This is a genomic window from Flintibacter faecis (assembly GCF_014287875.1).
GTDB classification, from domain to species: Bacteria; Bacillota; Clostridia; order Oscillospirales; family Oscillospiraceae; genus Lawsonibacter; species Lawsonibacter faecis_A.
Genome location: NZ_JACOPN010000008.1, coordinates 61509 through 87773 on the forward strand (window position 1 = coordinate 61509; position 26265 = coordinate 87773).

Here is a 26265-nt window from a genome sequence, read left to right on the forward strand (position 1 = left end):
TTAAATGGAGACCGTTGAAGAGAAGGAGAGATTTCTATGGGTGCAACTATCACCATTGAGCACGCGGTCAAGCGGTATGGAAAGGATACCATTATCAATGACCTGTCGCTGGAGGTCCGGCCGGGGGAATTTTTCACCCTGCTCGGCCCGTCCGGCTGCGGAAAGACCACCCTCCTGCGGATGATTATTGGATTCAACTCCGTGGAGGGAGGCACGTTCAAGATTGATGACCAGGTCATCAATAACATTCCCACCAACAAGCGGAACATCGGCATGGTGTTTCAGAATTACGCGGTTTTTCCCCATATGTCCGTGTTTGACAACGTGGCATTTGGTCTGAAGAACCGGAAAGTCCCGAAAGAGGAGATCCAGCGGCGGGTGGATGAGATCTTGAAGGTGGTCAAGATCGACCATCTGAAAGACCGGATGCCGGCCAAGCTGTCCGGCGGCCAGCAGCAGCGCGTGGCCCTGGCAAGAGCAATCGTGATCGAGCCCGCCATCCTGCTGATGGATGAGCCCCTCTCCAATCTGGACGCCAAGCTGCGCGTGGAGATGCGCAACGCCATCAAGCGCATCCAGCAGCAGATCGGCATTACCACCGTCTACGTCACCCACGACCAGGAGGAGGCCCTGGCGGTCTCCGACCGGATCGCCGTGATGAACGGGGGCATCATTCAGCAGATCGACACCCCCGCCCGGGTATATCAGCGGCCTGCAAACCAGTTTGTGGCCAACTTCATCGGCCTTTCCAACTTCCTGCCCGCCTCTGTGAGCCGGAAGGGGGAGGAGCTGTCCATCCTGTTCCCCGAGGGGGGCTACCGGGTTGGGATGACCAATCTGCGCCCCGATCTGGAGGACGGAACGCAGGTGCTGGTGGCAGTCCGCCCGGAGGAGTTTGAGATGCGCAGTACCGAGCTGGAAGGAATCCCGGCGGTGGTGCGGAGCAGCATTTTCCTGGGAAATACCACCCACTACTTCCTGGAGCTGGGGGACGGCAGTGAGGTCGAGGCCATTCAGGATTCGGATGTGTGGGAGATCATCCCCAACGGAACTGCGGTCAGACTGGGCGTGAAAGAGAAGAAAATCAACGTATTTTCCCGGGATGGCAGTACTCCGCTGGTGGTTCGGGAGGAATTGCTATGAGATATGCCGGAGAAAAACGCTTTAATGTTTGGACCGCTCTCACCCTGATCCTGTTGGCGCTCTTCCTGCTGTTCGTGATTTATCCCATCGGGATGCTGATCGTCAAGAGCCTCTTTGTGGGCGGCAAGGTGGACCTGAGCTACTTTGTGAAGTTTTTTTCCAAAAAGTACTACTGGGTGACCTTAGTGAACAGCTTCAAGGTCACAGTGCTCTCCACCCTGTTGGCCTGCCTCATCGGAGTGCCCATGGCCTACCTGCTGCGGAGCGTCAAGATCCGTGGCTCTGAGTTTTTGAACATCCTCATCGTCATTTCTTACCTCTCGCCCCCCTTTATCGGCGCCTATGCGTGGATTCAGCTGCTGGGCCGAAACGGCTTTATCACCCGAATCTTAAATGCGCTCTTCCATGTGAAGCTCCACGGTATCTATGGCTTTGCCGGTATCGTGCTGGTGTTCTCGCTCCAGTCCTTCCCGCTGATCTATATGTACGTGTCCGGCGCCATGAAGAACCTGGACAACTCTCTGAACGAAGCGGCGGAGAGCTTGGGCTGCAACGCCTTCCAGCGGGTGACCAAGGTTATTTTCCCGCTGGTTCTGCCCTCGCTGCTGGCCGGTATGCTGCTGGTGTTCATGCGGGTCTTCTCCGATTTTGGTACGCCTATGATCATCGGCGAGGGCTACAAGACCTTCCCTGTCATGCTTTATACCCAATTCATGGGCGAGGTGGGCACAAACGACGGCTTTGCAGCCACCATGTGCGTGATCGTCATCGTGATTGCGCTGATGTTCTTCTTCATCCAGAAGCTGCTGGGCCAGAAGTTCACCTACTCCATGACCGCCTTGAAGCCCATGCAGGCCCAGGAGGCGGAGGGCTGGCGGAAGGTCTGCGCCCATCTGGCGGTCTATCTGGTCACGCTGGTGGCCGCGCTGCCCCAGATCACCGTTATCATCACCTCCTTTATCGGGACCATCAACGGCTCCCTGTTCACCGGGGAGTTCACGCTGGACAACTACCGGAACATCTTCTCCAAGGGCAATACCGTTGCCATTCGCAATACCTATCTGTTTGGCCTGGAGGCCATTGTGGTGGTCATCGTCTGCGGCATCCTCATTTCCTACCTGAGCGTGCGGAAAAAGAACACGCTCACTGGAGTGCTGGACGTGCTGACCATGTTCCCGTACATCATCCCCGGTTCGGTTCTGGGTATTTCGTTCCTCTATGCGTTTAACGGCCCTCCCTTCCTGCTGGGCGGCACGGTGATCATTATGATCATTGCGCTTTCGATCCGCCGTATGCCGTACACCATTCGCTCCAGTACGGCCATCATCGGACAGATCAGCCCCAGCATTGAGGAGGCGTCCATTAGCCTGGGAGCCTCCCAGGTCAAGACCTTCCTTCAAATCACCGTGCCCATGATGCTGCCCGGCGTACTGTCCGGCGCCATCATGAGCTGGATTACCCTGATTAGTGAGCTGAGCTCCTCGGTGATCCTGTACACCAGCCGCACCTCTACGCTGACGGTGGCCATCTACTCGGAGGTCATCCGCAGTAACTTCGGAAATGCGGCGGCCTACTCCACCATCCTGACCCTCACCTCCATCGTCTCTCTGTTGATCTTCTTCAAGGTATCGGGGAGCAAGGACCTGAGCGTATAACCGACAAAAGGCGGTGCGTCCACAGGGCGCACCGCCTTTGAAAATGGGTGGGATAGTGTGTTATAATAAAAAGAAAAGCGGCAGTTTTTGTGCAAGAGGGGATTCCTATGAACCGATCTTCGTTCCAGACCCAGCTGCGGCGCTCCTTTATTGGGTATGTGGTGGTCATCATCTCGGTGACGCTGGTCCTTTACCTGGGGGGCTATGCCCTCAATTTTTATACGGGTGTGATTGTGGGAAACCAGGAGAACAACCGCGCCATGGCGGACACCCTCGCCGACCAGTATCGGAACTACGAGGAGGGGAGCGATGCCCTGGCCCGGTGCCCGGAAACGAGGGCCGTGCTGACCCAAAATTCGGTGGGAGCGACGGCAGATCTCAACCGCATCCTCTACCAGTTTGTCAATGAGCAGGACTTTCGAGCTTATTTTGTCCTGATGACCCCGGAACGCCAGGTGGTCTGTTCCAACTTCTGCAAGGAAAACCAGCATTTCTTTGCCGACTCCCCCTTTGTGGGAAGTGTCATTTCCCGGCTCCAGCGCGCTCCGGACAAGACCCTTACCTTCGTCTGCACCGCCCCCCTGACCAGCGCCCAGGAATGTGCGCTCACATTTTGCCGCGCGGTGACGGACGAGGAGGGGGAGGCCATCGGCTATCTGTTTTTTAATCTCCGCAAAGAGTTTTTCCGGGCCTTCGAGCATCAGGCCGGGCGAGCCATCCTGCTCACCGATCCCTACGATAATATCATCTACACCTCACTGGATGCCCAGATGGACCCCATGGATAAGCAGCCCTCGGGAAAGTACGCCGTCGATATCCGGCAGAGCGGGTTCCGCATCCTGAACGGTGCACATTACTACATATTTTTGCAGCAGGTCACAAAAGACGGCTGGAATCTCTATACACTGACCCCGCTGGAGGTCCAGTTCCGGACCTTTTTCTCCGATTTGACCATGTTTGCCATTTTGCTGGTCCTGCTGGCCGGGATCGTGGCGATGCTGACCCGGACCTTTGCCCGGCGCAATGCGCAGGAGATCGACGAGCTGACCCGGGCGGTGGAAGTGATGGAGCCGGACGACATGGCCCCGGCCCTCTCCCTCCAGGCGTCGGAGGAGGCCCAGCAGCTCTATCTCCGCTTCCGGGAGCTGATCCGGCACAACAATGAGCTGCAAAACCGCCGCAGACGGATGGAGATCCGGCATCTGGAGGAGCAGTTCAACCCCCATTTTGTGTTCAACGTGATGGAGACGGTGCGCTATCAGATCGGGGAGGACCCGGAGACCGCATCGGAGATGCTGCTCTCCTTTGCGAACCTCATGCGGTACAGCATCGAACACGCCGACGCGAAGGTGCCCCTGGAAACGGACGTGGAGTATGTCAACGACTATCTGCTCCTGCAAAAGATCCGCTACAACAACTGTCTGCACTATGAATTCCAGATCCCGGACGAGCTGCTCGACTGCCAGATCCCAAAGTTGCTGTTGCAGCCCATCATTGAAAACAGCATCCGCCACGGGTCCCGGCCCGGTAAGGTGCTGGAGCTGTCGGTGGAGGCCCGGCAGGAGGGGGAGGACCTGGTCTTTGTGATCCGGGACAACGGGGCCGGGATCGCTCCGGACCGGCTGGCCGCACTGAACGAGAGCTTTTCCCTGGAGCTGGACTCCGGTATCGTGCGGCACATCGGTCTATACAACATCCATAAAATGCTCTCGCTGCTCTACGGAGCCAGCTATGGGCTGAAAATCGAAAGTGAGCTGGGCGTTGGGACCCGGGTGGAGCTGCGTATGCCCTATGAAATGGAGGAATCATCATGCTGAAAGTGCTTCTGGTAGAGGATGAAAACCTCATTCGACGGGGGCTGGCGTTCCAAATGAATTGGACCGACGTGGGCTGTGTGCTGGTGGGGGAGGCCGCCAGCGGGGAGGAGGGCCTGGAACAGATCGAAGCCCTGCACCCCGACATTGTAATCACCGACATTCGGATGCAGGACATGGACGGATTGGACATGATCCGCAGGGGACAGGAGATCTGCTCCTTCCGCAGTATCATTCTGTCGGGGTACAGTGAATTTGACTACGCACAGAAAGCCATCCGCCTGGGGGTGCTGGAGTACCTGCTCAAGCCGGTGGATATGAATGCCCTGCGCAGCTGTCTTTTAAAGGCCGCCGCACAAAGCGACCCCAAGGAGGCCTCGCCCGTCACCCCCATGACCATGGAGGAGCTGGACGGGAGCGGGATCAAGAACCCATACGCCAAGGAGATGCTCCGCTACATTCAAGAGCACTACAGCGAGCGCATTTCCCTCACCGAGCTCAGCCAGCAGCTCAATATCTCCTGTACCCACCTGAATGCAAAGTTCAAGGCCGAGACCGGCCACACCTTCCACGATTTTCTGAATTACTACCGCATCAGTAAAGCGGTGGAGTTTCAGCAGGAGGGAGATAAAAAGCTCTATGAGATCGCGGAAATGGTTGGCTTCTCCGACTACAAATATTTCAGTAAGGTCTATAAGAAATATGTGGGATATCCTCCCAATAAGCTCTTCGCAGAGGAGAAAAGCGAATGAGCGCACCTCCGTGGGAACCAAAAAGACAAGTCCGGCCGACCGTGCAGCGCACGACCGGCCGGAATGTTTGCTTTTAGGGGAAATCAGCGAGGGGACCTCTCACAGCGCCTGGAAGTCCAGGACCTCTTTGCTGCGGATAAACTCGTCATAGCCCGTAATGTTGTAAGCAATATATTGATAAAAAAAGAAAAAGGTTGCAGGGACGATCCATAGATAATTCCATACAGGGGCGTAGCTCATTTTAGTCCTCCTGTTCCGCTGGATGGCAGATGTGTTCTTCTTCCTCCCGTTCGAAGGAGTAGAGCCCGTCTGCCTCCAACTCTTTTGCCATGCCCCACGCCAGCTTGAAGCCCGCCGTGAAGCTCATCAGCTTGGATTCAACCAGCAATGTGTTTTGTGCGTCCAACAGCCGCAGCAGTTTTCCGCGCCCCGCGGCGTCCATGTCCCGCCGCAGTTCCTCCTGCGCGTATTCGACCTGCTTGTCCAATTCACTGTGTTCCTGACGGTCGAAACGCTTTTGCAGGGCTTTCATGTAGTCATACATTGCGGCACCTCCTTTTTGGCAACCACAACACATACCACAACTGCTGGTAGAAAGCTATTACTTTTTCGAGAAAGGTCTTATTGATTCCAGCGACGCAAAATGTGACATGTGAACAGGAACGGAAATCTCCAGTTGACCCACGCCGTGACCCACGAACAGAAAAACCGGGGCGGAAACAACGGAGAAAAGCGTATCTACGGGCGATGAAATTCTGCGGAAAACCCGCTTTATTCTCCCGAAAGCCCGCGGAAGACGTCCCTATCGAATCTTCAATCCATAGAGGCCAATCTGTGGTATAATTGGAGCAAGAGAACTGGCAAAAAAACAGCAAAAACCTTGTACCTGGAGGGCAACTATGTATCGTTACAGCAATGGCCAGATCAACTTGGCGGATTAATCGAGTATCTAATGCAGCAGGAGACCATCCTCCGGGAATGTGAGGCAGTGCTGGATCTATCGTCCGTGTATGAGAAAATGGTGCAGTTGTGCAGCAAAGAAGATAGTCGTCCGCCCCTCGCCCCAGCGTTCATCGTAAAGTACCTGCTGGTGAGTTTCCTGTACAGCAAACCATCGAACCGGCAGATCGGGCAGCGCACCCCTTCACCTCAAAGCTAACGAAGCTGATGAACTGCACGCTGCCACCAGCCTTCAGTACCTCCATCACAACTGCGACGTGGACGTTCAGTGCCGCCTCCCTGTCCTTTCTTCGTCAGGCCAGGCTTTTTTCGCAATAATGGCAACGAATTCGTTCTTGCTGTTTTTCGTTTGAAAAGAGCCTTATGACCTGGGCACTCTCCGGTCGTGGGTGGCGTAGTAGGCTCGCTTATTTTCGTACATGCAATAGTCGGCCTTGTCCAGCAGCGTTTGCATGACGCAGCCTTCATAATCGGCGGAGATCGCCCAACCGTAGGCGTAGTTGAGAGGAAGCTGATTGCCGTCACGGTTTGCAGCGTCGGCTTCCCTGCGCAGACTGTCCAGTATGCCCTCCACCTCCTGCCGGTCCGTGTGGTAAATGACCGCCATAAATTCGTCACCGCCGTATCTGCCCACGAAATGCTTTTCCGGGATCACCCGGCGTAAAAGCCGTACAAAGCTCAGGATCAGTTGGTCACCCGCCGAATGACCCATCGTATCGTTGACGGTTTTTAGATTGTTCAGGTCAAACATGATGCAGGCCGTAGGCTCCCGGAGAATTTCCCTGTTGTTGAGAAGCTCCTCGCAGGAGCCTTTGTTGGGCAGGCCGGTATGGATGTCGATGTATGCCTTCTGCTCCAGCAGTCGGTTTTTCCGGGCCATTTTCAGTGCCATGGCGGTCTGGAACATGACCAGGATCACCAGGCACAGCATATCCAGCGCCGAGAGGATCTCAATGGTGCGGATCTTCATGGCGATCTTTTCTGAATAGTGTTCCGCGGCAGACACCGTTTCGTCCGCCATTTTAAAATAGGTCTCGCTCATGGCAACGATTTGGGTGTTCTCATATCCACGCTGTCTGGCCACCGCGACCTCCGCCTTGAGCCGCTCCCAGTAGGCACGCTGGATGTCCAGCCTTTCCTGATAGGCCGCGTCCTTGAGCTTTACCAATTCGTAGTGCCCATCCCCGGATGTCAGATCGCTTAAAATATCGTCTAAATACGCGATCAACTCATCGTTTCGGGTGCCTGTGATCTCCAGCTTTACCGCCCGCTGCGTGGCTCCGCGCACCAGCCCGGCATAATTGATGACGCGGGCCGTGCCCTTCAGGTTGCCGATCTCGACCATCATCAGAGTGACAAGGATCACCAAAATCAGCACAAGGCAGCTTTGCAGGATGCTGATGAGATTTTTGTGATCTATTTTTACATTTCCTTTTATCATAACGACCTCGATCACGGAACGACCATGATATTCTTTATTGCGAATCAGTCTTGATGAATACTTTACTCTGTAACGCACATCATGTCAATAACAATGGAAATTTTTCTACTGTCTCCCCAGAATGATCGGCATGATAAAATAATCTATATTTTCCCCCTGCTGCGGGGCTGTTTTTTTGAGCCTTGCTGCAAGCTCAAAGCACGTTTAATGCTCAAAAACAGTAGAATTTCATCTGCACACGAAAGATAGATGAATAGCTGAACAACAAAATGTAACTTTTGTGACCTACGACACCAGTCTCAAGCGGTCGAACTAATATAAAATGAAAAGCACGCACTTTATTGCTTGTTTCGGTTGGATGGCTTAGGCTTGTCAGGAATCGCCTCATCCGCCTTGGGTGGGCGACCCCTGCGAGCCCCAACCAATTTCTCCGCTTTCTGGTTTTCAGTCATAGTCTTTTCTGCTTTCGGCGGACTGCCACGGCACAGCTTTTTCGGCTTCTATAATTGTAAGGAACATGGCTTTTCGCTGAATGGAAAGCGAAGCTGACCCGGGCTGGGGCGGTCTGTGTTAAAGCGATAATTTTTTGGAAATTATCTTGACAAAACTTATCAAGATTGATATGATGGCACTAACAAGCAAGCGAAAAGAGGATGCGGAGCATGATCATCACCAAAGAGACGGACTACGCACTGCGCATTTTGCGGGTGCTGCTGGACGGGGAGAAGCATTCGGTGGCCGAGATGTCGGAAACGGAATTGATCCCCAATCAGTTTGCCTACCAGATCCTGCGCAAGCTCTCCGCCGGCAATTTGGTGCGGGTGAGCCGCGGCGCCCTCGGCGGCGGCGTGCTGTCCTGTGACCTGGACGCGACCTCCCTCTACGATCTCATGGGGGTCATGGGGGAGCGGGGCATCCTGTGCGCCTGCATGGAGCCTGGATATGAATGCCGCTGGCAGGACAAGCATGGGCGGTGCGCCATCCACTGTCAGCTGGCGGCCTTGCAGCGAAAGCAGGACGAGGCGTTCCGTGCCGTGAGCCTGCGCAGGCTGCTGACCGGCGGATCCAATCCCCAAGATACAAGCGAGCTGTAAAATTTTAAGAGGAGGTACCCGTATGCTGTTTCAAACCACGGCGGCGCACGAAGAGCTGCGCGCGAAGATCCGGAGTTTTGCGGAGGAGGAGATCAAGCCCCTCGCATTTTTAATGGATCAGAACAATGAGTTTCCCGAGGAGGCTGTCAAGAAGCTGGGGAAGCTGGGCTGGATGGGCATTCCCTACCCCAAGGAGTACGGCGGTGCCGGTCTGGATGCCCTGAGCTACGCCATCGCGGTGGAGGAGCTGGCTCGTGTGGACGGCGGCGCGGGCGTAATCCTCTCCGCCCACGTCTCCCTCGGCTCATGGCCCATTTTCGCCTATGGCACCGAGGAGCAGAAGAAGAAATATCTGGTTCCGCTGGCCAAGGGCGAGAAGATCGGCGCCTTTGGTCTCACGGAGCCCAACGCTGGATCTGACGCCGGCGGCACGGAGACCACGGCGCTGGACAAGGGGGACTACTACCTCCTCAACGGCGGCAAGATCTTCATTACCAACGCCCCTAAGGCGGACACCTATGTGGTTTTCGCCGTCACCACGCCGGACATCGGCACCCGGGGCATCTCCGCTTTCATCGTGGAGAAGGGCTGGAAGGGCTTTGAGTTCGGCGACCACTATGACAAGATGGGTATTCGCTCCTCCTCCACGGCGGAGCTGATCTTCAACGACGTGAAGGTCCCCAAGGAAAACCTATTGGGCAAGGAGGGCGAGGGCTTCAAGATCGCCATGTCCACGCTGGACGGCGGACGCATCGGCATCGCCGCGCAGGCGCTGGGCATCGCCCAGGGCGCGTTTGAGCACGCGCTGAGCTATTCCAAGGAGCGTATTCAGTTCGGAAAGCCCATCGCGGCCCAGCAGAGCATCGCTTTCAAGCTGGCAGATATGGCCACCAAGCTGCGCTGCGCCCGGTTCCTCATCTACTCCGCGGCGGAGCTGAAGGAGCAGCACGCGCCCTACGGCATGGAGTCTGCCATGGCGAAGATGTACGCCTCGGACATTGCGCTGGAGGTCACCAACGACGCCTTGCAGATCCACGGCGGCAGCGGTTTCCTCAAGGGCATGGAGGTGGAGCGGGCCTACCGTGACGCCAAGATCACCACCATCTACGAGGGTACCAACGAGATCCAGCGGGTGGTCATCGCCTCTCATCTGGTGGGCAGGCTGGGCAAGAGCTCCGGCGGCGAGAGCCGCTCGGCGGCCAAGAAGCCCGCGCCCATCACCGGCATCCGCAAAAAGACCATCTTCCGGGAGGGGGATGCCGCCCAGCAGGTGGCCGACCTTGTGGCAGCGCTGAAGAAGGACGGTCACGACTTCTCCGTGGGCATCCCCATGGATACGCCCATCCCGCAGGCGGAACGGGTGGTCTCCGCAGGCAAGGGCATCGGAGAGAAAAAGAACATGAAGCTGGTAGAGGCGCTGGCCAAGGCCGCCGGCGCGGCCATCGGTTCTTCCCGCCCTGTGGCGGAGACTCTCAAATATCTGCCGCTGAACCGCTATGTGGGTATGTCCGGTCAGAAGTTCACCGGCAATCTGTACATCGCCTGCGGCATCTCCGGCGCATCCCAGCACCTTAAGGGCATCAAGGACGCCTCCACCATCGTGGCCATCAATAAGAACGGTAACGCGCCTATCTTCAAGAACTGCGACTACGGCATCGTGGGCGATGTGGCGGAGATCCTGCCCCTGCTCACCGCTGCGCTGGATAGCGGCGAAAAGCTGCCCGCGCCGCCCATGGTAAAGATGAAGCGGCCCACGCCGCCGAAGCCCGCCCCCATCGGCGACCGCTACGTCTGCAGCGGCTGCGGCTACGAGTATGTGCCGGAGTTGGGCGACGAGGACGGCGAGATCGCGCCGGGTACGCTCTTTGAGCAGCTTCCCGCCGAGTGGGTGTGTCCCGAGTGCGCGGAGACGAAGGATCAATTTGTAAAGGCTTGAGCCGTGAAGGAGGTAAGATAAGATGTATTGCGTGCGTAAAGTAACGAACGACCTCTACTGGGTGGGCGCCAACGACCATCGCCTGGCCCTGTTTGAAAACTGCTTCCCCATTCCCCGGGGCGTAAGCTACAACTCCTACTGCCTGCTGGATGAAAAGACGGTGCTCTTTGACACGGTGGACTGGTCTGCCTGCCGCCAGCTTTTGGAAAATCTGGCGTATGTGCTGGATGGCCGCGAGCTGGACTACCTGCTGGTCAACCATCTGGAGCCGGATCACGCCGCCTGCATCGAGGAGATCCTGCTGCGCCATCCCAAGGTGAAACTGATCTCCAACGAGAAGGCATTCATGCTCATGCGGCAGTTCGGCTTCCATGTGGACGGACATGAGTGCATCGAGGTGAAGGAGGGCGACACCTTCTCCTTCGGCAAGCACACCGTCACCTTTGTGGGCGCGCCTATGGTTCACTGGCCGGAGGCCATGGTGACCCTCGACGTCACCGACGGCGTCCTCTTTTCCGCCGACGCCTTCGGCACCTTCGGCGCGCTGGACGGCAAGCTGTTCGCCGACGAGGTGGACTTCGAGCGGGACTGGCTGGACGACGCCCGCCGCTACCTCACCAACATCGTGGGCAAGTACGGCCCCCACATCCAGCTCCTGCTGAAAAAGGCCGGCGGCGTTTTGGATCAGATCAAGTACATCTGCCCGCTCCACGGCCCCGTGTGGCGCAAGGATCTGGGCTGGTTCATCGAAAAGTACGACACATGGAGCCGCTATGCCCCTGAGACCCAGGGCGTGCTCATCGTCTACGCCTCTATGTACGGCAACACGGAGAACGCGGCGCAGGCGCTGGCGGCGTCGCTCTGCGATAAGGGCATGAGCAAGGTGGCGATGTACGATGTGTCCTCCACTCATGTCTCCCAGCTGATCTCCGAGGCGTTTAAGTACAGTCACATTGTCCTGGCCTCTGTGACCTACAACCTCGGCATCTACCCCGCCATGCATGACTTCCTCATGGATATGAAGGCACTGAATCTGCAAAACCGCACCTTTGCCATCATTGAAAACGGCTCATGGGCGGTGAAGTCCGGCGACCTCATGCAGAAATTCGTCAACGATGAGCTTAAGAACATGACGGTGCTCAACGAGCGGCTCAGCCTCGCCTCGTCCATGGGCACGGACAAGCGCACTGAGCTGGAAGCACTGGCGGACGCCATTCTGGAATCTATGAAGTGATTGGCAGGGAAGCCAAAACCAAGACAACAGACAACAAACAGCCCCGCCGCGTCGGCTGCAGAAAAACCGGCTTTCAAAAACAGAGCGGGCAAGCGTGATACTGCGCTTGCCCGCTCTTTGCCCAAAAGGACATGAGAAGTGACCGGAGAAGATGAGAGGATCGAAATGGAGATCAGAAAACGAAACGGGAAGTCTGTTCCCTTTCAACAGGAGAAAATTTTCAACGCCATGAAAAAAGCGTTTGATGGACAGGAAAGGGAGATTGGGAGCAGAGAGCTGAATGAGATCCTCGCCGCCGTTCTCGACAACCTCGCCGCCGCAGCGCCGCTCACCGTGGAACGTGTGCAGGACGAGGTGGAGCGGACGCTCATGGAGCGCGGATACTATGAGGTGGCAAAGGCGTACATCCTCTATCGTGAAAAGCGGTCTGCGCTGCGCCGCGTACGGCATACCATCGCGCAGACGGTGGGGGATAACTCGCTTGACGAGGTGCTGCGCCGCATCCAGATGGATTTTACCGAGGAAGTCTACTCCCTCGCGGCGCTTCAAATGAAGTTTGAGAGCTTCTGTCGCCCGGGCATGACGGAGGATGAGCGGGCTGAGGCACTGACCAAGGCAGCGGTAGAGCTGACTACGGCAGAGGCACCCAAGTGGGAGTTCATCGCGGCGCGGCTTCTGAACCACTCCTTTCGCTGTCGCAACGCACAGGAATGGGAGAGGCGCGGCGTCGGCGACCTCTATGGCAGGCTTCGCTATCTGACGGATAAGGGACTCTACGGTGACTATATTCTTGCCCACTATACCCACGAGGAGATCGCCATGGCGGAGGACTTTCTCTGCCCGGAACGGGACGAGCTGTTCACCTACTCCGGCCTTGACCTGCTGCTCAAACGCTATGTGATCCAGACACGGAGCCGCGTGCCGCTGGAAACACCGCAGGAGATGTTTTTGGGTATCGCGCTGCATCTTGCTATGAACGAAGGCTCTGACCGCATGGGGTGGGTAAAACGCTTTTACGATATGCTCAGCCGTATGGAGGTCACGATGGCGACACCTACCATGTCCAACGCACGAAAGCCCTACCATCAGCTTTCAAGCTGCTTTGTGGACACTGTGCCGGACAGTCTGGACGGCATCTACCGCTCGCTGGACAACTTTGCAAAGGTCTCTAAATTCGGCGGTGGAATGGGCATGTACTTCGGTAAGGTGCGCGCTGCAGGCAGCACCATCCGCGGCTTTCAAGGGGCGGCGGGCGGTGTTATCCGCTGGATCCGGCTGGTCAACGACACCGCCGTGGCGGTGGATCAGTTGGGGATGCGGCAGGGCGCTGTGGCGGTTTATTTAGACGCATGGCACCGGGATCTGCCGGAATTCCTTCAACTGCGCACTAACAACGGCGACGACCGCATGAAGGCACATGATGTGTTTCCCGCCGTGTGCTATCCGGATCTCTTCTGGCGACTGGCGGAGGAGAACATAGACGCGCCGTGGCATCTCATGTGTCCGCATGAGATCCTCACGGTCAAGGGCTACGCTCTGGAGGATTACTGGGGTACGGAATGGGAGAAGCGGTATCTGGACTGCGTCAATGACCCGCGCATCGAAAAGCGCAGCGTCACCGTCAAGGACATCGTGCGGCTGGTGCTTCGCTCGGCAGTGGAGACCGGCACGCCCTTCGCCTTCAACCGCGACAGCGTAAATCGTATGAACCCAAACGGCCACACGGGAATGATCTATTGCTCCAATCTCTGCACGGAGATCGCGCAGAACATGGCGCCCATCGAGCATATCAGCACTGAGGTGCACACGGAGAACGGCGACACAGTGGTGGTGACGGCCACACGCCCAGGTGAGTTTGTGGTCTGCAACCTGGCGAGTCTGTCTCTCGGTAATCTGCCGGTGGAGGACGAGGCCTATATGGAACGCGCGGTGGAAACGGCCATCCGCGCACTGGATAATGTGATCGACCTCAACTTCTACCCGTTGGAATACGCGCGGCTTACCAATCAGAAGTACCGCAGCATCGGCCTGGGCATCAGCGGCTACCACCACATGCTGGCAAAGCGCGGCATCCGCTGGGAGAGCGAGGAGCACCTTGCCTTCACCGACGCGGTGTTCGAGCACATCAACTACGCCGCCGTCAAGGCGGACACAGCACTGGCACGGGAAAAGGGTCGTTACGCGCTCTTTGAGGGCAGTGACTGGCAGACGGGCGCGTATTTTGAAAAGCGGGGTTATACCTCCGAAAAGTGGCAGGCGCTTGCGAAAACGGTGGCGGTGCATGGAATGCGCAACGCCTATCTGCTGGCGGTCGCACCGACCTCCAGCACATCTATCCTCTCCGGCACGTCGGCGGGCATCGATCCAATTATGAAGAAATTCTTCTTAGAGGAGAAAAAGGGCAGCATGCTGCCCCGCGTTGCGCCGGAGCTTTCTATGGATACATGGTGGTACTATAAGGCGGCGCATCTGATCGACCAAAGCTGGTCGGTACGCGCCGCGGGCCTTCGCCAGAGACATATTGACCAGGCGCAGAGCATGAATCTCTATATCACCAACGACTATTCCATGCGTCAGGTGCTCAGACTGTATTTGGAGGCGTGGAGGGCCGGCGTCAAGACCATTTACTATGTCCGCAGCAAGGCCCTTGAGGTCGAGGACTGCGAAAGCTGCTCGTCATAAGGAGGATAGCATGACGGAACTGAAGAAAAAGCCCCTCTTTAACCCGGAGGGCGACACTGATGTACGCCTGCGGCGCATGATCGGCGGCAATACCACCAACCTCAACGACTTCAACAATATGAAGTACGCTTGGGTCAGCGACTGGTACCGGCAGGCCATGAACAACTTTTGGATCCCTGAGGAGATCAATCTCTCGCAGGATGTGAAGGACTATCCCCGCCTGCTGTCAGCCGAGCGCAGCGCCTACGATAAAATTCTGAGTTTTCTTGTCTTTTTGGATTCCATTCAGACAGCGAACCTGCCCAATATCGGCGCCTACATCACCGCCAACGAGGTCAATCTCTGCCTGTCCATTCAGGCGTTTCAGGAGTGTGTCCACTCACAGAGCTACAGCTATATGCTCGACACCATCTGCTCTCCTGTGGAGCGCAATGACATCCTCTACCAATGGAAAACGGACGAGCATCTGCTGCGCCGCAACACCTTCATTGGGGACTGCTACAACGAGTTTCAGGAGCGGAAGGACGCTCCCACGCTGCTGCGCGTGATGATGGCGAACTATATTTTGGAGGGCATCTATTTTTACAGTGGCTTTATGTTCTTCTACAATCTCTCCCGAAATGGGAAGATGTCCGGTTCGGCGCAGGAGATCCGCTACATCAACCGCGATGAGAACACGCACTTGTGGCTGTTCCGCAATATCATCACGGAGCTGCAAAAGGAGCAGCCGGAGTTGTTCACCGCCGAGAGCGTACAAGCACTGCGTGAGATGATGCGTGAGGGCGTGGAGCAGGAGATCGCATGGGGGCATTATGTGATCGGCGACGACATCCCCGGGCTGACCCGGCAGATGATCAGCGATTACATCCGCTATCTCGGCAATCTTCGCTGGACGAGCCTTGGCTATCCCGCATTGTATCCGGGCTTTGAGAGCGAACCGGAGAGCATGGAATGGGTCAGCCAGTACGCCGACGCCAACATGGTCAAGACCGATTTCTTTGAGGCACGCAGTACCGCCTACGCCAAGAGCACCGCACTGATAGACGATTTATAAGAAAACCAAAGACATCAGAATAGGAGGTGTTTTTTATATGGCTATCCGAACGGTAACAGATGCCATCCGCTATGTAGGGGTGGATGATAACACATTGGCACTCTTTGAAAACCAGTACCCCGTCCAGCCTATGGGAGTGAGCTACAACTCCTATGTCATTCTGGATGAGAAGATCGCCGTGATGGACAGCGTGGACGCACGGGCGGCGGAAGAATGGCTTTCCAATGTGGCGCGGGTGTTGGAGGGGCGCAGCCCCGACTATCTTGTGGTCACACACATGGAGCCGGATCATTCCGGCAGCCTCATGCGGCTGGCACAAAAGTACCCGGAGATGAAGATCGTGGGAAACGCAAAAACATTTACCCTGATCAAGCAGTTCTTCGGCACAGGTGCATTTTCGGAAGACCGTATGCTGGAGGTTGGCGAGGGCAGCACGATCTCTCTGGGCTCACACCGGCTGCGCTTCCTGCTGGCACCGATGGTACACTGGCCGGAGGTGATGGCAGCGTATGAAGAGGAGGAAAAGATCCTGTTCTCGGCGGATGCCTTCGGCCGCTTCGGTTCACTGGAACGGACTGTCCGTGCCCCCTGGGCGCCGCAGGCCCGGCGGTATTATTACAACATCATCGGAAAGTATGGCGCACAGGTGCAGGCGCTGCTGAAAAAAATCTCCGCACTGGAGATCAAAACGATCTGCCCACTCCATGGCCCCATGCTCACAGAAGACTTGGGGGAGTATCTGCGGCTCTATGATCTCTGGGCACAATGGAAACCGGAAGAACCGGAGGGCATCCTGATCGCTCACGCGTCCATCCATGGAAATACCGCATATGCATCGGAGGCCCTCAAGAGCAAGCTGGAGGGAAAAGGTGCGCAAGTCACCATGTGCGATCTGACGACAACAGACCTTTCCTATGCCGTGACCAGCGCATTCTACTGTGGGAAACTGGTGTTGGCCTGCTCCACTTATGACGGAGGACTGTTCCCGCCCATGAAGGCCTTTTTGGATCATTTACAGACAAAGGGATTCCGAAACCGCCGGATCGGCCTCATGGAAAACGGCTCATGGGCCCCTGCCGCTGCGCGGCTGATGCGCGCCAAATTGGAGGAGATGAAGGATATCCACCTTTACGAAACGGTAGTGTCTCTGCGTAGTGCATTGAACCAAACCAGTGAAGCGCAGATGGACGCTCTGGTGGCTGAACTCTGCGCGGAATAAGCTGCAACAAACCGCAGCTATTGCAGCTATTCTCGTACAGATGATGGTCTTACTCATCTGCTTTATGTCCCAAGGGCAGAGTACCGTCATCTCAGGTTGAGGTCACGATGTGGTGTGGGGCGAGACCGGAGTCTTGAGAATACCCAAACAAAGGAAAGGAGCTGGCAGATATGGCAGCTATGAACATGAATCAGGAGCAGTTTGAGCAGGCGATCCGGGAGGAAAAGCCCGTTTTGGTGGATTTCTGGGCGCCCTGGTGCGGCTACTGCCGGAGGATCGGCCCCGCGTATGAGAAGATCGGAGAGGAATACGCGGACAGCCTCGCCGTCGGCAAGATCAACATTGACGAGGAGCCGCGGCTGGCGGGGGCCGAGGGGATCGAGGTGATCCCGACACTGGTGCTGTACCGGAACGGAAAGGCCGTGGATTCCATCACCGCGCCCGGCTCAAAGGCAGAGATCGACCGCTTCATTCAGGGAGCCTTGGCGAAATAACGGAGGGTTCAGATATGAACAACAATCGTGTTTATGATATGCTCGTGGTGGGCGGCGGCCCGGGCGGCTACACCGCCGCCCTGTACGCGGCACGGGCGGGGCTGGACACCGTCGTGCTGGAAAAGCTGTCTGCCGGCGGGCAGATGGCCCTGACCGAGCAGATCGACAACTACCCCGGCTTCGAGGACGGGATCGACGGCTTCTCTCTGGCGGAGAAGATGCAAAAGCAGGCGGAGCGTTTTGGGGCACGCAGCGAATACGCGGAAGTTCTCCGCATGGATCTGACGGCGGTTCCCAAGCTCGTGGAGACCAGCGAGGGGATCTTCCGGGGGAAAACCGTGGTGCTGGCCACCGGTGCGGACCCCAGAACGCTGGGCGTTGCCGGAGAGGCGGAGCTGGTGGGCCGGGGCGTGGCCTACTGCGCCGCCTGCGATGGGATGTTTTACAAGGGCAAAACGGTGGTCGTGGTGGGCGGCGGAAATTCCGCCGCGGCGGACGCCCTCCTTCTCAGCCGCGTGGCGAAAAAAGTGATCCTCGTCCACCGCAGAGACGCCCTGCGGGCCACCAAAATCTATCACGAGCCGCTGGCACAGGCCGAAAACGTGGAATTCCGCTGGAACAGCACCGTTTCCGCGCTGCTTTCCGGGGACAGGCTGACCGGCGTCCGCCTGCGGGACACCATCACCGGTGAGGAAAGCGTGGTGGACTGCGACGGCGTGTTTGTCAGCGTGGGCCGACAGCCCGCCACGGCGCTGGCGGCGGGTCAGCTATCGCTGGACAAGGGCGGCTATATCGTGGCCGGAGAGACCACGGAGACCAGCGTTCCCGGCGTTTACGCCGTGGGCGATGTGCGGACGAAGCCACTCCGGCAGGTGGTCACCGCCGTGGCGGACGGCGCGGTGGCAGTCCACATGGCGGAGGAATATATCGCGGAAAACCGATAAGGGAGATAGATTGAAAAAGCCATGTTTAAGGTCAGGCCGGATACGACCGCAGTGGGGATGCCGACATATCTGCAAGGCAAACTGCCAGAGTGATGGCAGATAAGATAATCCATGTAAGATCGGGAGATATGTTGTCTCTCCATGTCCAGTCCACGCAACAGTGAGCAACTGAACACAAAACACAGCCACAGATGTACTCTGCGGCTGTGCTTTTATGCATAGTATACCGCGTGACAAGCGGTTTTACTGTGACGGCGTCACATAATTTGAGAAAATCGGCGCGGCGCTGCTAATGAATCCCAATACGGTCTGCTGCTCTTACAGCAGTATCTGTATGAGCATACGGATGATCAGCATCCAGCTTCCGTAGCGGATATTCTTGCCTTCTGGCGGGAACATGGCATTCAGGCAGGGCGCAAGAGCGTATATTCCGCTATTGAAGTCTTGCAAAGCAACGGCATGGACATCGTCTGTGTCAAAAGCACCCAGAACCGATACTTCGTAGGAGAACGGTTATTTGAACTGCCGGAGTTAAAATTGCTGGTGGACGCGGTGGAATCCTCCCGCTTCATTACGGCCAAAAAGAGCGAGCGGCTTATTGAAAAGTTGGGTAAGCTCACCAGTGAATCTCATGCCCGCCAGTTGGAGCGGCATATTTATATGGACGGCACCGCCAAACCGGAGAATGAGTGCATCTATTACAGCGTGGATGAGATCCATAACGCCATTCAGGAAAAACGGCAGATCACCTTTCAGTATTACGAATACACCCCGCAGAAAGAAAAGATACTCAAGCATAACGGCTACCGCTATCAGTTCAGCCCGTATGCCCTTATCTGGAGCCGGGATTGTTATTACGCAGTGGGCTGGTCGGAAAAGCACGGGAAGCTGGCACAGTTCCGAGTGGATCGAATGGTGGCTGTGGAATCATCCGATCAGGCAGCTGTTTGTAAGCCGGACTTCGACCCGGCTGAGTATGTGCGGAAAATATTCGGAATGTACCCGGACGATCTGTGTACGGTGGAACTGCTGTGCGATAACGAGGTCATGCGCAGCGTGATAGACCGCTTTAGCGAAGATGTCTCAACGGTGACAGCAGATGACGGCCATTTCAAGGCCATCGTGGAGGTAGCGCCCAGTCCACCATTTTTTGCATGGGTGTTCACCTTCTGCGGCAAGATCCGAATCCTCGGCCCCGAAGAGGTGCTGGACGAAATGCGCGGTATGGCCGCATGGCTGCAATGATCCAGCAGAGGTGTTCCTTGCGGGGGACACCTCTGTTTTCTCATCTTGTAAATCGAACAAATGTTTGCTATACTGACAGTGTTTCCAATCGAGAGAACACACGAGGAGGTGAAACGTGTGGAACAGACCTTTGGCAGCTTCCTTCGGGAGAAGCGTATAGCGCGCGGCCTGACGCTCCGAGGCATGGCGGCAAAGCTGGACCTGTCGCCGGTCTATATGAGCAATATTGAGAATGACCGCCGCGCGGCTCCTTCGCAGGAATATCTGGAACGGATGGCCCTGCTGCTGCAGTTGGACAAGCCAGAACGGGAATGGATGCTTGACCTTGCGGCAAAATCCAAGCAAAATCGGGTATCCGCAGACCTTCCGGACTACATCATGGATCGAGAGATCGTCCGGGCTGCATTGCGCACAGCCAGGGAGGCAGATGCCACCGACCAGGAGTGGCAGGATTTTATCGACCGGATCAACCGGCGCATGAGATCATCAGGAGAGGACAGTGATACCAAGGCATGAGAACACCATATTATAGGGAACAGGCTCTGGAGGGGATCGCCCGCGAAGTCATCACCGCCTATGATCCGAATCTCTACTATGGCGTTCCCAGAATGATCCCTATCGAGGACATCATCGAAGCACAGGGGATCACGCTGGAATATCAGTGCCTGCGGAAAACCGGGTGTGCCTTGGCGAAACGATTTTTGATGATGGCGGCGCCATTATCTATGATTACGATATCCCAGGATATACCGTCATTGCGGTCAAGGGCGGCACCATACTCATCGATAGCTCCCTCTGCAGAGAGGATTCCTCCACAGGCCGACTGCGCTTTACCTGCGCTCATGAGCTGGCACACTGGCTGCTGCATAAGAGACTGTACAGCGGAACCGGCGAGAGTGCAGCCATGATGACAGGAACAAACATCGTCAGAACGCAGAACAGCGCATTGGAAATGCAGGCGAATCTGCTGGGGTCCATCCTTCTGATGCCGCTGCCTCAAGTAAAACGATGCTTTTACCAGCTCCAGTCTGGCAGGGACCGTCAGCAATTAGTCGCGGATATGGCCGGCATTTTTCAAGTCTCCAAGCAAGCCATGCGTATCCGGCTGGAGAATCATCATCTGCTGTGAAAAAATTTTAGGAAGCTGTTCTCAAAAAAGAGAACAGAGAAAGCGAGGCGCCATGGAACAAGAAATACGCAAGATCCTTCGCTGTCCCATCTGCGAGAAGGGACGGATCGCGGATGCCCCAGCGGGGGCGGCCCTTTCCCAATATCGACTGTTTGCCATGGTAGGGGATGAACCAGCTGATATTATCGCAAAGTGTCCAAGGTGCGGTATGCAGGTGGGGATCACCGTGCGGCACAGGACTGAGCCGCCGATCATCGTGCCCACTCTCTGTAGAGATACGGCATGGGCCTGAATTAAGAAAAAACAAAACAATATATAACTTCGTCAAGCGCACCAACTACCCAGCGTCGAATCAGACGTAAGCGGGAAGTATTGAGTTAGGAGCCTTACAAGTAGCTTTTCAGCTATGCGTAAGGCTCTTTTTTTTGCGCCCTTTTCGCATTGTTGAATGGCGGAAAGGACTTGTATGCTCCAGCGTTGGCAGACCTATGTCGCCAAATACCCGTGACCCGATCTCAGAACTTTCAAAAAAATCTGAGATTGGAGTCACGAAAAATGAAAAAATGGCAGGAAGAACGCAATTATAGACGCATTTATAACGAAGCTGGTGAAGTGATCGCCAATACCATCACCGTGGATGGTGTGGATGTGGAAGTGGCGGAGGGTGTGTATCTGGCCTACTCCCAGGCGGACCGCCGGGAGCGGTATGTGCGGGAGGAACAGTTTTCTGGGAAGATCCTCTCGTTGGAGCAGATGGCGGAGGACGACCTGCTTTCGGACTATGTCGGCGCGGAAACAGCCCCAAGCGCGGAGGAAGAAGCACTGGAATGGCAGGCACAGAGCCTTGCGGAACGAAAGGAGATGTTGCTGTTGGCCATGCTGTCTCTGAATGACGCGGATCGGGAGTTGATCAACGCATTGTTCTTCGACGGCGCATCCACCAGAGACTATGCGGCGCGGATCGGAATTACCCAGAGGGCGGTCATCAAACGCCGGGACCGCATTCTGCGGGATCTGAAAAAATATTTTGAGAATTTTTCAAATTAAGGGTATTCACCCGCAGCCTTTTTCGGGAGGACAGTGAGGGACCCCAAAGGAGATCCCTCGCTGTTCCTTGAAAAGTGCATATCAGCAGTACGGGCAACCGCCCGGACAGACGAGCATTCGCGCAGTGTGCGCCATGACCCGGAGGGAATGTATCCGGCGAGCGATAAAACCTGTGACGGGCCGACTTTGGAAAAGTCGGCTGGCATTGACTCTGTTCGGGCTGATAATGAGACACAAAGCACTGGCCAGCATGATGAGGCTGGGCTGCCCTGGGGTTGAAAGCAGTAGAGACCCCAGGAATACGCCCGTGAGAAGGTAGCCGCCTTCTGCCCGTACTGTTCCCTTTATCCACCGGGGCGCGAGCTGCAAATACGGTGAAACGAATGACAAAAATACTTTTTATCATGATTGGGGAAATCCACGGATGAATACAAATGATACAAACAGGCAGAAAGCCCACGCCATGATCGACCATATTTTCAAAGACCTGCTGCCTGCCCAGGGCATGGTGGAGCGTTCCGAGCAGATCAAACTCAGCCACCGAATGTTGGATACCATGCTGAACGGCGGCATCGCCCTGTGCGACGCAGGCACCGGCATCGGCAAGACCTACGCTTATCTGGCAGCTGCCGCAGCGGCCAACCGGTCTGACACGGGGCCGGTGAACAAGCCTGTCATTATCTCCACTTCCAGCATCGCCTTGCAGAACGCTGTGCAGACAGAATACCTTCCGCTGCTGTCCTGCACCTTGCTGGCAGACGGACAGATCGACCGCCCACTACTCTCTGTGATCCGCAAAGGCAAAGGCCATTATGTTTGCGACGAACGCCTGCAAAGGCGGCTTCGTCAGGTGAACTTTCAAAAGAAAGATCCGGCAGCCGCCGACGCCCTTCGCGCGCTGAAGGGAACGCTGGACATGGACAATGTCCCCCATCTCAGCGGTTATGACCGGGAACGTGTCTGCGTTCCGCAGTTCTGCGACTGCGACCATCAGGATTGCAGGTATAAGCGCTTTCTGAAACGCTGCGATGCGGATCGATATGTGTTTCAAATCTGCAACCATAATCTTTTGCTGGCGGACGCCATCCACCGCAGTCAGGGCAAACGACCCATTTTCCCGGAGCATAGCGTCATCATCGTAGATGAAGCCCATAAGCTGCCGGAAGCGGCACGGGAGATGTTCGGCATGACGCTGACTGCCGGTGACATCCAAAGCATGATCCACCAGCTCCGCGCGGAACGCTATCTGCTGGCAGCGGATGTACTGACAGACACGATGGGGCCATTGCTCCGCAAGCTCACGCAGCCCAGAGAGGAAACCGAACCCCTGGATGCGTACCTTCGCTTACTGACGATCCCCAGCCGTTCTCTTCTTGTTATTGAGAAGCAGGTCGGCAGGCTGCTGTCGGCGCAGGGGCGCAGGCAGCTGGAAAAGCTGCGCGGCACGGTGTCTCTCTTGAGCAGCCCGAGAACGAATATGATCCTCTACACAGCGGATGACGGCGATGGCGGAACCATGCTGTGCGCCACCGTTTCAGATTTGACGGAACAGATGCGCCAGGTCCTGTGGAGGCCGGAACACGCTTTTGTGCTGGCCTCTGGGACTTTGGCTGTAGGGGATGACTTTCACCGTTTTCGTTCGCAGACTGGATTGATGGACGGGCGGCGCGTAACGGAGTCGGTTTCTCTTTCTCCCTTTGACTATAAGCGGAATTGCCTGCTGTACTTGCCGCAGCTTCCACCGAGCCAAAGTTCGGAAGCATACTATGATGGATTGACAGATGAAATTGCGGAACTCATCCGTGCGGCCTGGGGCCATGCGCTGGTGCTGTTCACCTCCTACGCCGCCATGTCAGCGGTAAAGGATAGGCTGCGGGAGCGGGAACTCAGCTTCCCGTTATTTACCTTGGGCAGAAACGCCATACACATGACGGAGCGGTTTCGGCAAACACCGGGGGCTGTACTGCTGGCCACAGGCGCGGCATGGGAAGGCTTTGATTTCCCCGGCGACTGCGTATCCCTGCTGGTGATCCCCCGCCTGCCCTTCGCCTATCCGGACGCACTGAAGGAAAAAGAGCGGGAGGAATACGTATCCCTTCGCCAGTTTATTCAGAATGTGGCCGTGCCTGAGATGCAGATTAAGCTGCGTCAGGGCTTTGGACGGGCCATCCGCACAGAGACCGACACCTGCGTCATCTCCATCTTGGACGAGCGCGCAAGCCATGGCCGCCGCTACTACGCAGCCATGCGGGAGGCTCTGCCGGACATGCGCACCACGAGCAGCCTGCGGGCTGTAACGAAGTTCCTGCGGGAGCTGAAGCCAGAAAGCTATTTTGAGGTGTGCGCATGATCGACGCCAAGAAGGAATTGCAGTACCGGCTGGCCATCCGGATGCTGGAGCACTTATCCGAGAAGGGCCTTCTGTCAGCAAAGGAACTGGCTTATGCCAAGGGACTCGCCAGAGAAAAATACGCCCCGCAGACTGTTCGGGAATAGTGCTGGCTATTCCGCGGATAGTGTGGTAGCTTGTGTGTTGCCAAAAAAGATGCAAGGAGGACACAGTGTGGAATACCAGTATTATTTAAAACAAATTTACCGCAAAGACGGTTCTGTTTGGATCGACATCCTTGAAGCGGCACAGGCGGAAAAGCTGGGGTATCGGGACGGTGACAAGTACACGCAGAATGACGGCGTTGTTTACATCAACGGGTTTGACAGCCCGTCTGCCCTGAACACCTTTATCGAAGACCTGCATGGCTGCGTGAACCGCAGCGAAGCGATGGCTGCCCACCAGCGGGAGGAACGCTGATGGCCACGGTGAAAGTGATTGAACCAAACGCGCTTGTGCCGGAGCACCTGCGTGTCGCCGCCTACTGCCGTGTATCCACCGACAGCGAGGAACAGCTCAACAGCTATGAAGCCCAAAAGACCTACTACACCCAGAAGATTCAGGACAACCCTGATTGGGAGATGGCGGGCATTTACGCAGATGAGGGCATCTCCGGAACCAGCCTCAAAAAGAGAGCGGAGTTCAATAAGATGATCACCGCCTGCAAGCGTGGCCGCATCGACTTCATCATCACGAAGTCCCTCTCCCGCTTTGCCCGAAACACGGTGGATTGTCTGGATACGGTCCGACTTCTTAAAGCCAATGGCATCGGCGTGTACTTTGAAAAGGAGAATATCAATACTCTTACGGAATCCAGTGAGTTCCTGGTCACCCTGTTCAGCGGCTTTGCCCAGGCAGAGTCTGAGTCACTCAGCAAAAATGTTGCATGGGGCAAAGAGAAAAGCGCAAAGGCAGGCAATGTCCACTTTCAATACAAGAAAATGTTGGGATACCGCAAGGGTGAGGACGGCCAGCCGGAGATTGTGCCGGAGGAAGCCGCAATCGTCCGCCGCATCTATCGCAGGTATCTGGACGGCTGCACGTTAGGCAAGATCAGGCGAGAGTTGGACGAAGACGGCATTCCCACAGCCCAGGGTGTGGAGTGCTGGTCACCCGCCATCATCCATAACATTCTGACCAACGAAAAGTACATTGGGGATGCTCTGCTGCAGAAAACCTATGTTACGGACTGCCTCTCCAAGAAGGTTCGAAAAAACCGCGGTGAGCGCGTCATGTACTATGTTGAAAACAACCACCCCGCCATCATCTCAAGAGAGGCATTCGATCTGGTGCGGAAAGAAATGACGCGCCGCTCCAGTAAGCGAAAGGTGCTGCAAAAGAGCGGCAAGACGGAACTCGGGAAATATTCCGGCAAATACGCCCTGACGGAACTGCTGGTGTGCGGTGAGTGCGGTTCCCCCTACAAGCGGGTGACATGGGCCAGAGACGGAAAAAAGCGCATCGTCTGGCGGTGTGTCTCCCGGCTGGAGTTCGGTACAAAATACTGCCATGCCTCGCCTACGCTGGATGAAGGCAAGCTCCACAGTGCCATCCTCAACGCCATGAACGAGTATGCGGCCATCCGGCAGGAGGTCTGCCCCGATGTGTTGGCGATGGTGGAGGAAGCCAAGCAGGCGCTGACTGAGGCTGGTACAAAACTGCTGACGCTGAAGCGCCGCCTCGACGAAGTCAGCCATGAGCAGGCTGATCTGCTGGACATGCTGCTGTCCAACATGGCCGACGCTGATCTGAACTCCAGAATGAAAGCCCTGACGGATGAGAAAGCGTCTCTCAAGGAACAAATTTTAGAGGCCCAGCAGGAAGAAGTCGGTCTGGAAGAACAAGTTGCCAAGCGCCAGCAAATGTGGGACAGCCTAATCGAATGCAGCGAGGGCTACACGGAGTTCGACGATGAGTTCATCCGGCAGATCATTCAGAAGATCACGGTCGAGGATGCCGACACGATCCACATCCAGTTTAGAGACTCCAATGTGGTGATCGAGCAAGGATTACAATAAAAAGGAAAGGCGAAA

The 26265-nt window shown here is 56.2% G+C and carries 24 protein-coding genes; 21 read left to right on the forward strand and 3 right to left on the reverse strand.

What is annotated here, in order from left to right:
• Nucleotides 1–36: 36 nt before the first annotated feature.
• From H8S55_RS11335 to H8S55_RS11350, 4 genes are all read left to right on the forward strand, one after another.
• Nucleotides 37–1143, forward strand: a complete 1107-nt coding sequence (locus tag H8S55_RS11335; protein WP_186879049.1) for an ABC transporter ATP-binding protein — start codon at nt 37–39, stop codon at nt 1141–1143.
• Nucleotides 1140–2798, forward strand: coding sequence for an ABC transporter permease (locus tag H8S55_RS11340; RefSeq protein ID WP_147562446.1), 1659 nt, complete (start codon nt 1140–1142; stop codon nt 2796–2798). The genes H8S55_RS11335 and H8S55_RS11340 overlap by 4 nt, the downstream gene beginning before the upstream one ends.
• Nucleotides 2799–2905: 107 nt before the next feature.
• A complete protein-coding gene (locus H8S55_RS11345) occupies nt 2906–4615 on the forward strand; it encodes a cache domain-containing sensor histidine kinase (protein ID WP_186879050.1) in 1710 nt (569 codons plus the stop codon).
• Nucleotides 4609–5364, forward strand: a complete 756-nt coding sequence (locus H8S55_RS11350) for a response regulator transcription factor (protein WP_186879051.1) — start codon at nt 4609–4611, stop codon at nt 5362–5364. The genes H8S55_RS11345 and H8S55_RS11350 overlap by 7 nt, the downstream gene beginning before the upstream one ends.
• Before the next feature lie 99 nt (nt 5365–5463).
• On the opposite strand, the gene H8S55_RS11355 is transcribed toward H8S55_RS11350, so the two are convergent.
• Nucleotides 5464–5604 (reverse strand): hypothetical protein, encoded by a 141-nt coding sequence (locus H8S55_RS11355; RefSeq protein ID WP_186879052.1) that lies wholly within the window; start codon nt 5602–5604, stop codon nt 5464–5466.
• Between the two features lies 1 nt (nt 5605).
• Nucleotides 5606–5908 (reverse strand): hypothetical protein, encoded by a 303-nt coding sequence (locus H8S55_RS11360; RefSeq protein WP_186879053.1) that lies wholly within the window; start codon nt 5906–5908, stop codon nt 5606–5608.
• 408 nt (nt 5909–6316) lie between these two features.
• Here H8S55_RS11360 and H8S55_RS14630 point away from each other — a divergent pair, with 408 nt between their 5' ends.
• Nucleotides 6317–6523 (forward strand): transposase, encoded by a 207-nt coding sequence (locus H8S55_RS14630; RefSeq protein ID WP_238043742.1) that lies wholly within the window; start codon nt 6317–6319, stop codon nt 6521–6523.
• A 162-nt stretch (nt 6524–6685) separates the two neighbouring features.
• Here H8S55_RS14630 and H8S55_RS11370 read toward each other — a convergent pair whose 3' ends face one another.
• Nucleotides 6686–7765: a GGDEF domain-containing protein gene (locus tag H8S55_RS11370; RefSeq protein WP_186879055.1), complete on the reverse strand. Its 1080-nt coding sequence runs from the start codon at nt 7763–7765 to the stop codon at nt 6686–6688.
• A 662-nt stretch (nt 7766–8427) separates the two neighbouring features.
• On the opposite strand from H8S55_RS11370, the gene H8S55_RS11375 reads away from it, so the two are divergent.
• From H8S55_RS11375 to H8S55_RS11450, 16 genes are all read left to right on the forward strand, one after another.
• Nucleotides 8428–8859: an RrF2 family transcriptional regulator gene (locus tag H8S55_RS11375; protein WP_243200585.1), complete on the forward strand. Its 432-nt coding sequence runs from the start codon at nt 8428–8430 to the stop codon at nt 8857–8859.
• A 22-nt stretch (nt 8860–8881) separates the two neighbouring features.
• Nucleotides 8882–10795, forward strand: coding sequence for an acyl-CoA dehydrogenase family protein (locus H8S55_RS11380; RefSeq protein ID WP_186879057.1), 1914 nt, complete (start codon nt 8882–8884; stop codon nt 10793–10795).
• Nucleotides 10796–10817: 22 nt separating this feature from the next.
• A complete protein-coding gene (locus H8S55_RS11385; RefSeq protein WP_186879058.1) occupies nt 10818–12029 on the forward strand; it encodes an FprA family A-type flavoprotein in 1212 nt (403 codons plus the stop codon).
• Between the two features lie 165 nt (nt 12030–12194).
• Entirely contained in the window at nt 12195–14711 is a 2517-nt protein-coding gene (locus H8S55_RS11390; protein ID WP_186879059.1) for a ribonucleoside-diphosphate reductase subunit alpha, read from the forward strand.
• A gap of 10 nt (nt 14712–14721) precedes the next feature.
• On the forward strand, nt 14722–15765 hold the full coding sequence (locus tag H8S55_RS11395) for a ribonucleotide-diphosphate reductase subunit beta (protein ID WP_186879060.1): 1044 nt from the start codon (nt 14722–14724) through the stop codon (nt 15763–15765).
• A 37-nt stretch (nt 15766–15802) separates the two neighbouring features.
• Nucleotides 15803–16984, forward strand: a complete 1182-nt coding sequence (locus H8S55_RS11400; RefSeq protein ID WP_186879061.1) for an FprA family A-type flavoprotein — start codon at nt 15803–15805, stop codon at nt 16982–16984.
• 170 nt (nt 16985–17154) lie between these two features.
• Nucleotides 17155–17478, forward strand: coding sequence for a thioredoxin (trxA, locus tag H8S55_RS11405; protein ID WP_147562457.1), 324 nt, complete (start codon nt 17155–17157; stop codon nt 17476–17478).
• A gap of 14 nt (nt 17479–17492) precedes the next feature.
• The gene (gene trxB, locus H8S55_RS11410) at nt 17493–18422 is read left to right on the forward strand and encodes a thioredoxin-disulfide reductase (RefSeq protein ID WP_186879062.1); all 930 of its coding nucleotides are present in this window, start codon (nt 17493–17495) and stop codon (nt 18420–18422) included.
• A 459-nt stretch (nt 18423–18881) separates the two neighbouring features.
• Nucleotides 18882–19667, forward strand: coding sequence for a helix-turn-helix transcriptional regulator (locus H8S55_RS11415; protein ID WP_243200586.1), 786 nt, complete (start codon nt 18882–18884; stop codon nt 19665–19667).
• Nucleotides 19668–19784: 117 nt separating this feature from the next.
• A complete protein-coding gene (locus H8S55_RS11420; protein ID WP_147562460.1) occupies nt 19785–20183 on the forward strand; it encodes a helix-turn-helix domain-containing protein in 399 nt (132 codons plus the stop codon).
• Nucleotides 20184–20328: 145 nt separating this feature from the next.
• A complete protein-coding gene (locus H8S55_RS11425; protein ID WP_436233159.1) occupies nt 20329–20796 on the forward strand; it encodes an ImmA/IrrE family metallo-endopeptidase in 468 nt (155 codons plus the stop codon).
• Between the two features lie 555 nt (nt 20797–21351).
• The gene (locus H8S55_RS11430; RefSeq protein WP_186879064.1) at nt 21352–21843 is read left to right on the forward strand and encodes a sigma-70 RNA polymerase sigma factor region 4 domain-containing protein; all 492 of its coding nucleotides are present in this window, start codon (nt 21352–21354) and stop codon (nt 21841–21843) included.
• A gap of 424 nt (nt 21844–22267) precedes the next feature.
• Nucleotides 22268–24193, forward strand: a complete 1926-nt coding sequence (locus H8S55_RS11435) for an ATP-dependent DNA helicase (RefSeq protein ID WP_186879065.1) — start codon at nt 22268–22270, stop codon at nt 24191–24193.
• A complete protein-coding gene (locus H8S55_RS11440; RefSeq protein ID WP_177612312.1) occupies nt 24190–24339 on the forward strand; it encodes an SHOCT domain-containing protein in 150 nt (49 codons plus the stop codon). The genes H8S55_RS11435 and H8S55_RS11440 overlap by 4 nt, the downstream gene beginning before the upstream one ends.
• 67 nt (nt 24340–24406) lie before the next feature.
• Nucleotides 24407–24652 (forward strand): hypothetical protein, encoded by a 246-nt coding sequence (locus tag H8S55_RS11445; RefSeq protein WP_147562464.1) that lies wholly within the window; start codon nt 24407–24409, stop codon nt 24650–24652.
• The gene (locus H8S55_RS11450) at nt 24652–26250 is read left to right on the forward strand and encodes a recombinase family protein (RefSeq protein WP_186879066.1); all 1599 of its coding nucleotides are present in this window, start codon (nt 24652–24654) and stop codon (nt 26248–26250) included. Before H8S55_RS11445 ends, H8S55_RS11450 begins: the two co-directional genes overlap by 1 nt.
• Nucleotides 26251–26265: the final 15 nt, after the last annotated feature.

Coding starts and splice junctions, on each gene's coding strand:
- H8S55_RS14630 (WP_238043742.1), top strand. CDS start 6,317: ATGCAGCAGGAGACCATCCTCCGGGAATGTGAGGCAGTGCTGGATCTA.
- H8S55_RS11360 (WP_186879053.1), bottom strand. CDS start 5,908: ATGTATGACTACATGAAAGCCCTGCAAAAGCGTTTCGACCGTCAGGAA.
- H8S55_RS11380 (WP_186879057.1), top strand. CDS start 8,882: ATGCTGTTTCAAACCACGGCGGCGCACGAAGAGCTGCGCGCGAAGATC.
- H8S55_RS11440 (WP_177612312.1), top strand. CDS start 24,190: ATGATCGACGCCAAGAAGGAATTGCAGTACCGGCTGGCCATCCGGATG.
- H8S55_RS11435 (WP_186879065.1), top strand. CDS start 22,268: ATGAATACAAATGATACAAACAGGCAGAAAGCCCACGCCATGATCGAC.
- H8S55_RS11375 (WP_243200585.1), top strand. CDS start 8,428: ATGATCATCACCAAAGAGACGGACTACGCACTGCGCATTTTGCGGGTG.
- H8S55_RS11355 (WP_186879052.1), bottom strand. CDS start 5,604: ATGAGCTACGCCCCTGTATGGAATTATCTATGGATCGTCCCTGCAACC.
- H8S55_RS11350 (WP_186879051.1), top strand. CDS start 4,609: ATGCTGAAAGTGCTTCTGGTAGAGGATGAAAACCTCATTCGACGGGGG.
- H8S55_RS11450 (WP_186879066.1), top strand. CDS start 24,652: ATGGCCACGGTGAAAGTGATTGAACCAAACGCGCTTGTGCCGGAGCAC.
- trxB (WP_186879062.1), top strand. CDS start 17,493: ATGAACAACAATCGTGTTTATGATATGCTCGTGGTGGGCGGCGGCCCG.
- H8S55_RS11335 (WP_186879049.1), top strand. CDS start 37: ATGGGTGCAACTATCACCATTGAGCACGCGGTCAAGCGGTATGGAAAG.
- trxA (WP_147562457.1), top strand. CDS start 17,155: ATGGCAGCTATGAACATGAATCAGGAGCAGTTTGAGCAGGCGATCCGG.
- H8S55_RS11370 (WP_186879055.1), bottom strand. CDS start 7,765: ATGATAAAAGGAAATGTAAAAATAGATCACAAAAATCTCATCAGCATC.
- H8S55_RS11345 (WP_186879050.1), top strand. CDS start 2,906: ATGAACCGATCTTCGTTCCAGACCCAGCTGCGGCGCTCCTTTATTGGG.
- H8S55_RS11400 (WP_186879061.1), top strand. CDS start 15,803: ATGGCTATCCGAACGGTAACAGATGCCATCCGCTATGTAGGGGTGGAT.
- H8S55_RS11385 (WP_186879058.1), top strand. CDS start 10,818: ATGTATTGCGTGCGTAAAGTAACGAACGACCTCTACTGGGTGGGCGCC.
- H8S55_RS11390 (WP_186879059.1), top strand. CDS start 12,195: ATGGAGATCAGAAAACGAAACGGGAAGTCTGTTCCCTTTCAACAGGAG.
- H8S55_RS11430 (WP_186879064.1), top strand. CDS start 21,352: ATGAAAAAATGGCAGGAAGAACGCAATTATAGACGCATTTATAACGAA.
- H8S55_RS11415 (WP_243200586.1), top strand. CDS start 18,882: ATGGACATCGTCTGTGTCAAAAGCACCCAGAACCGATACTTCGTAGGA.
- H8S55_RS11395 (WP_186879060.1), top strand. CDS start 14,722: ATGACGGAACTGAAGAAAAAGCCCCTCTTTAACCCGGAGGGCGACACT.
- H8S55_RS11340 (WP_147562446.1), top strand. CDS start 1,140: ATGAGATATGCCGGAGAAAAACGCTTTAATGTTTGGACCGCTCTCACC.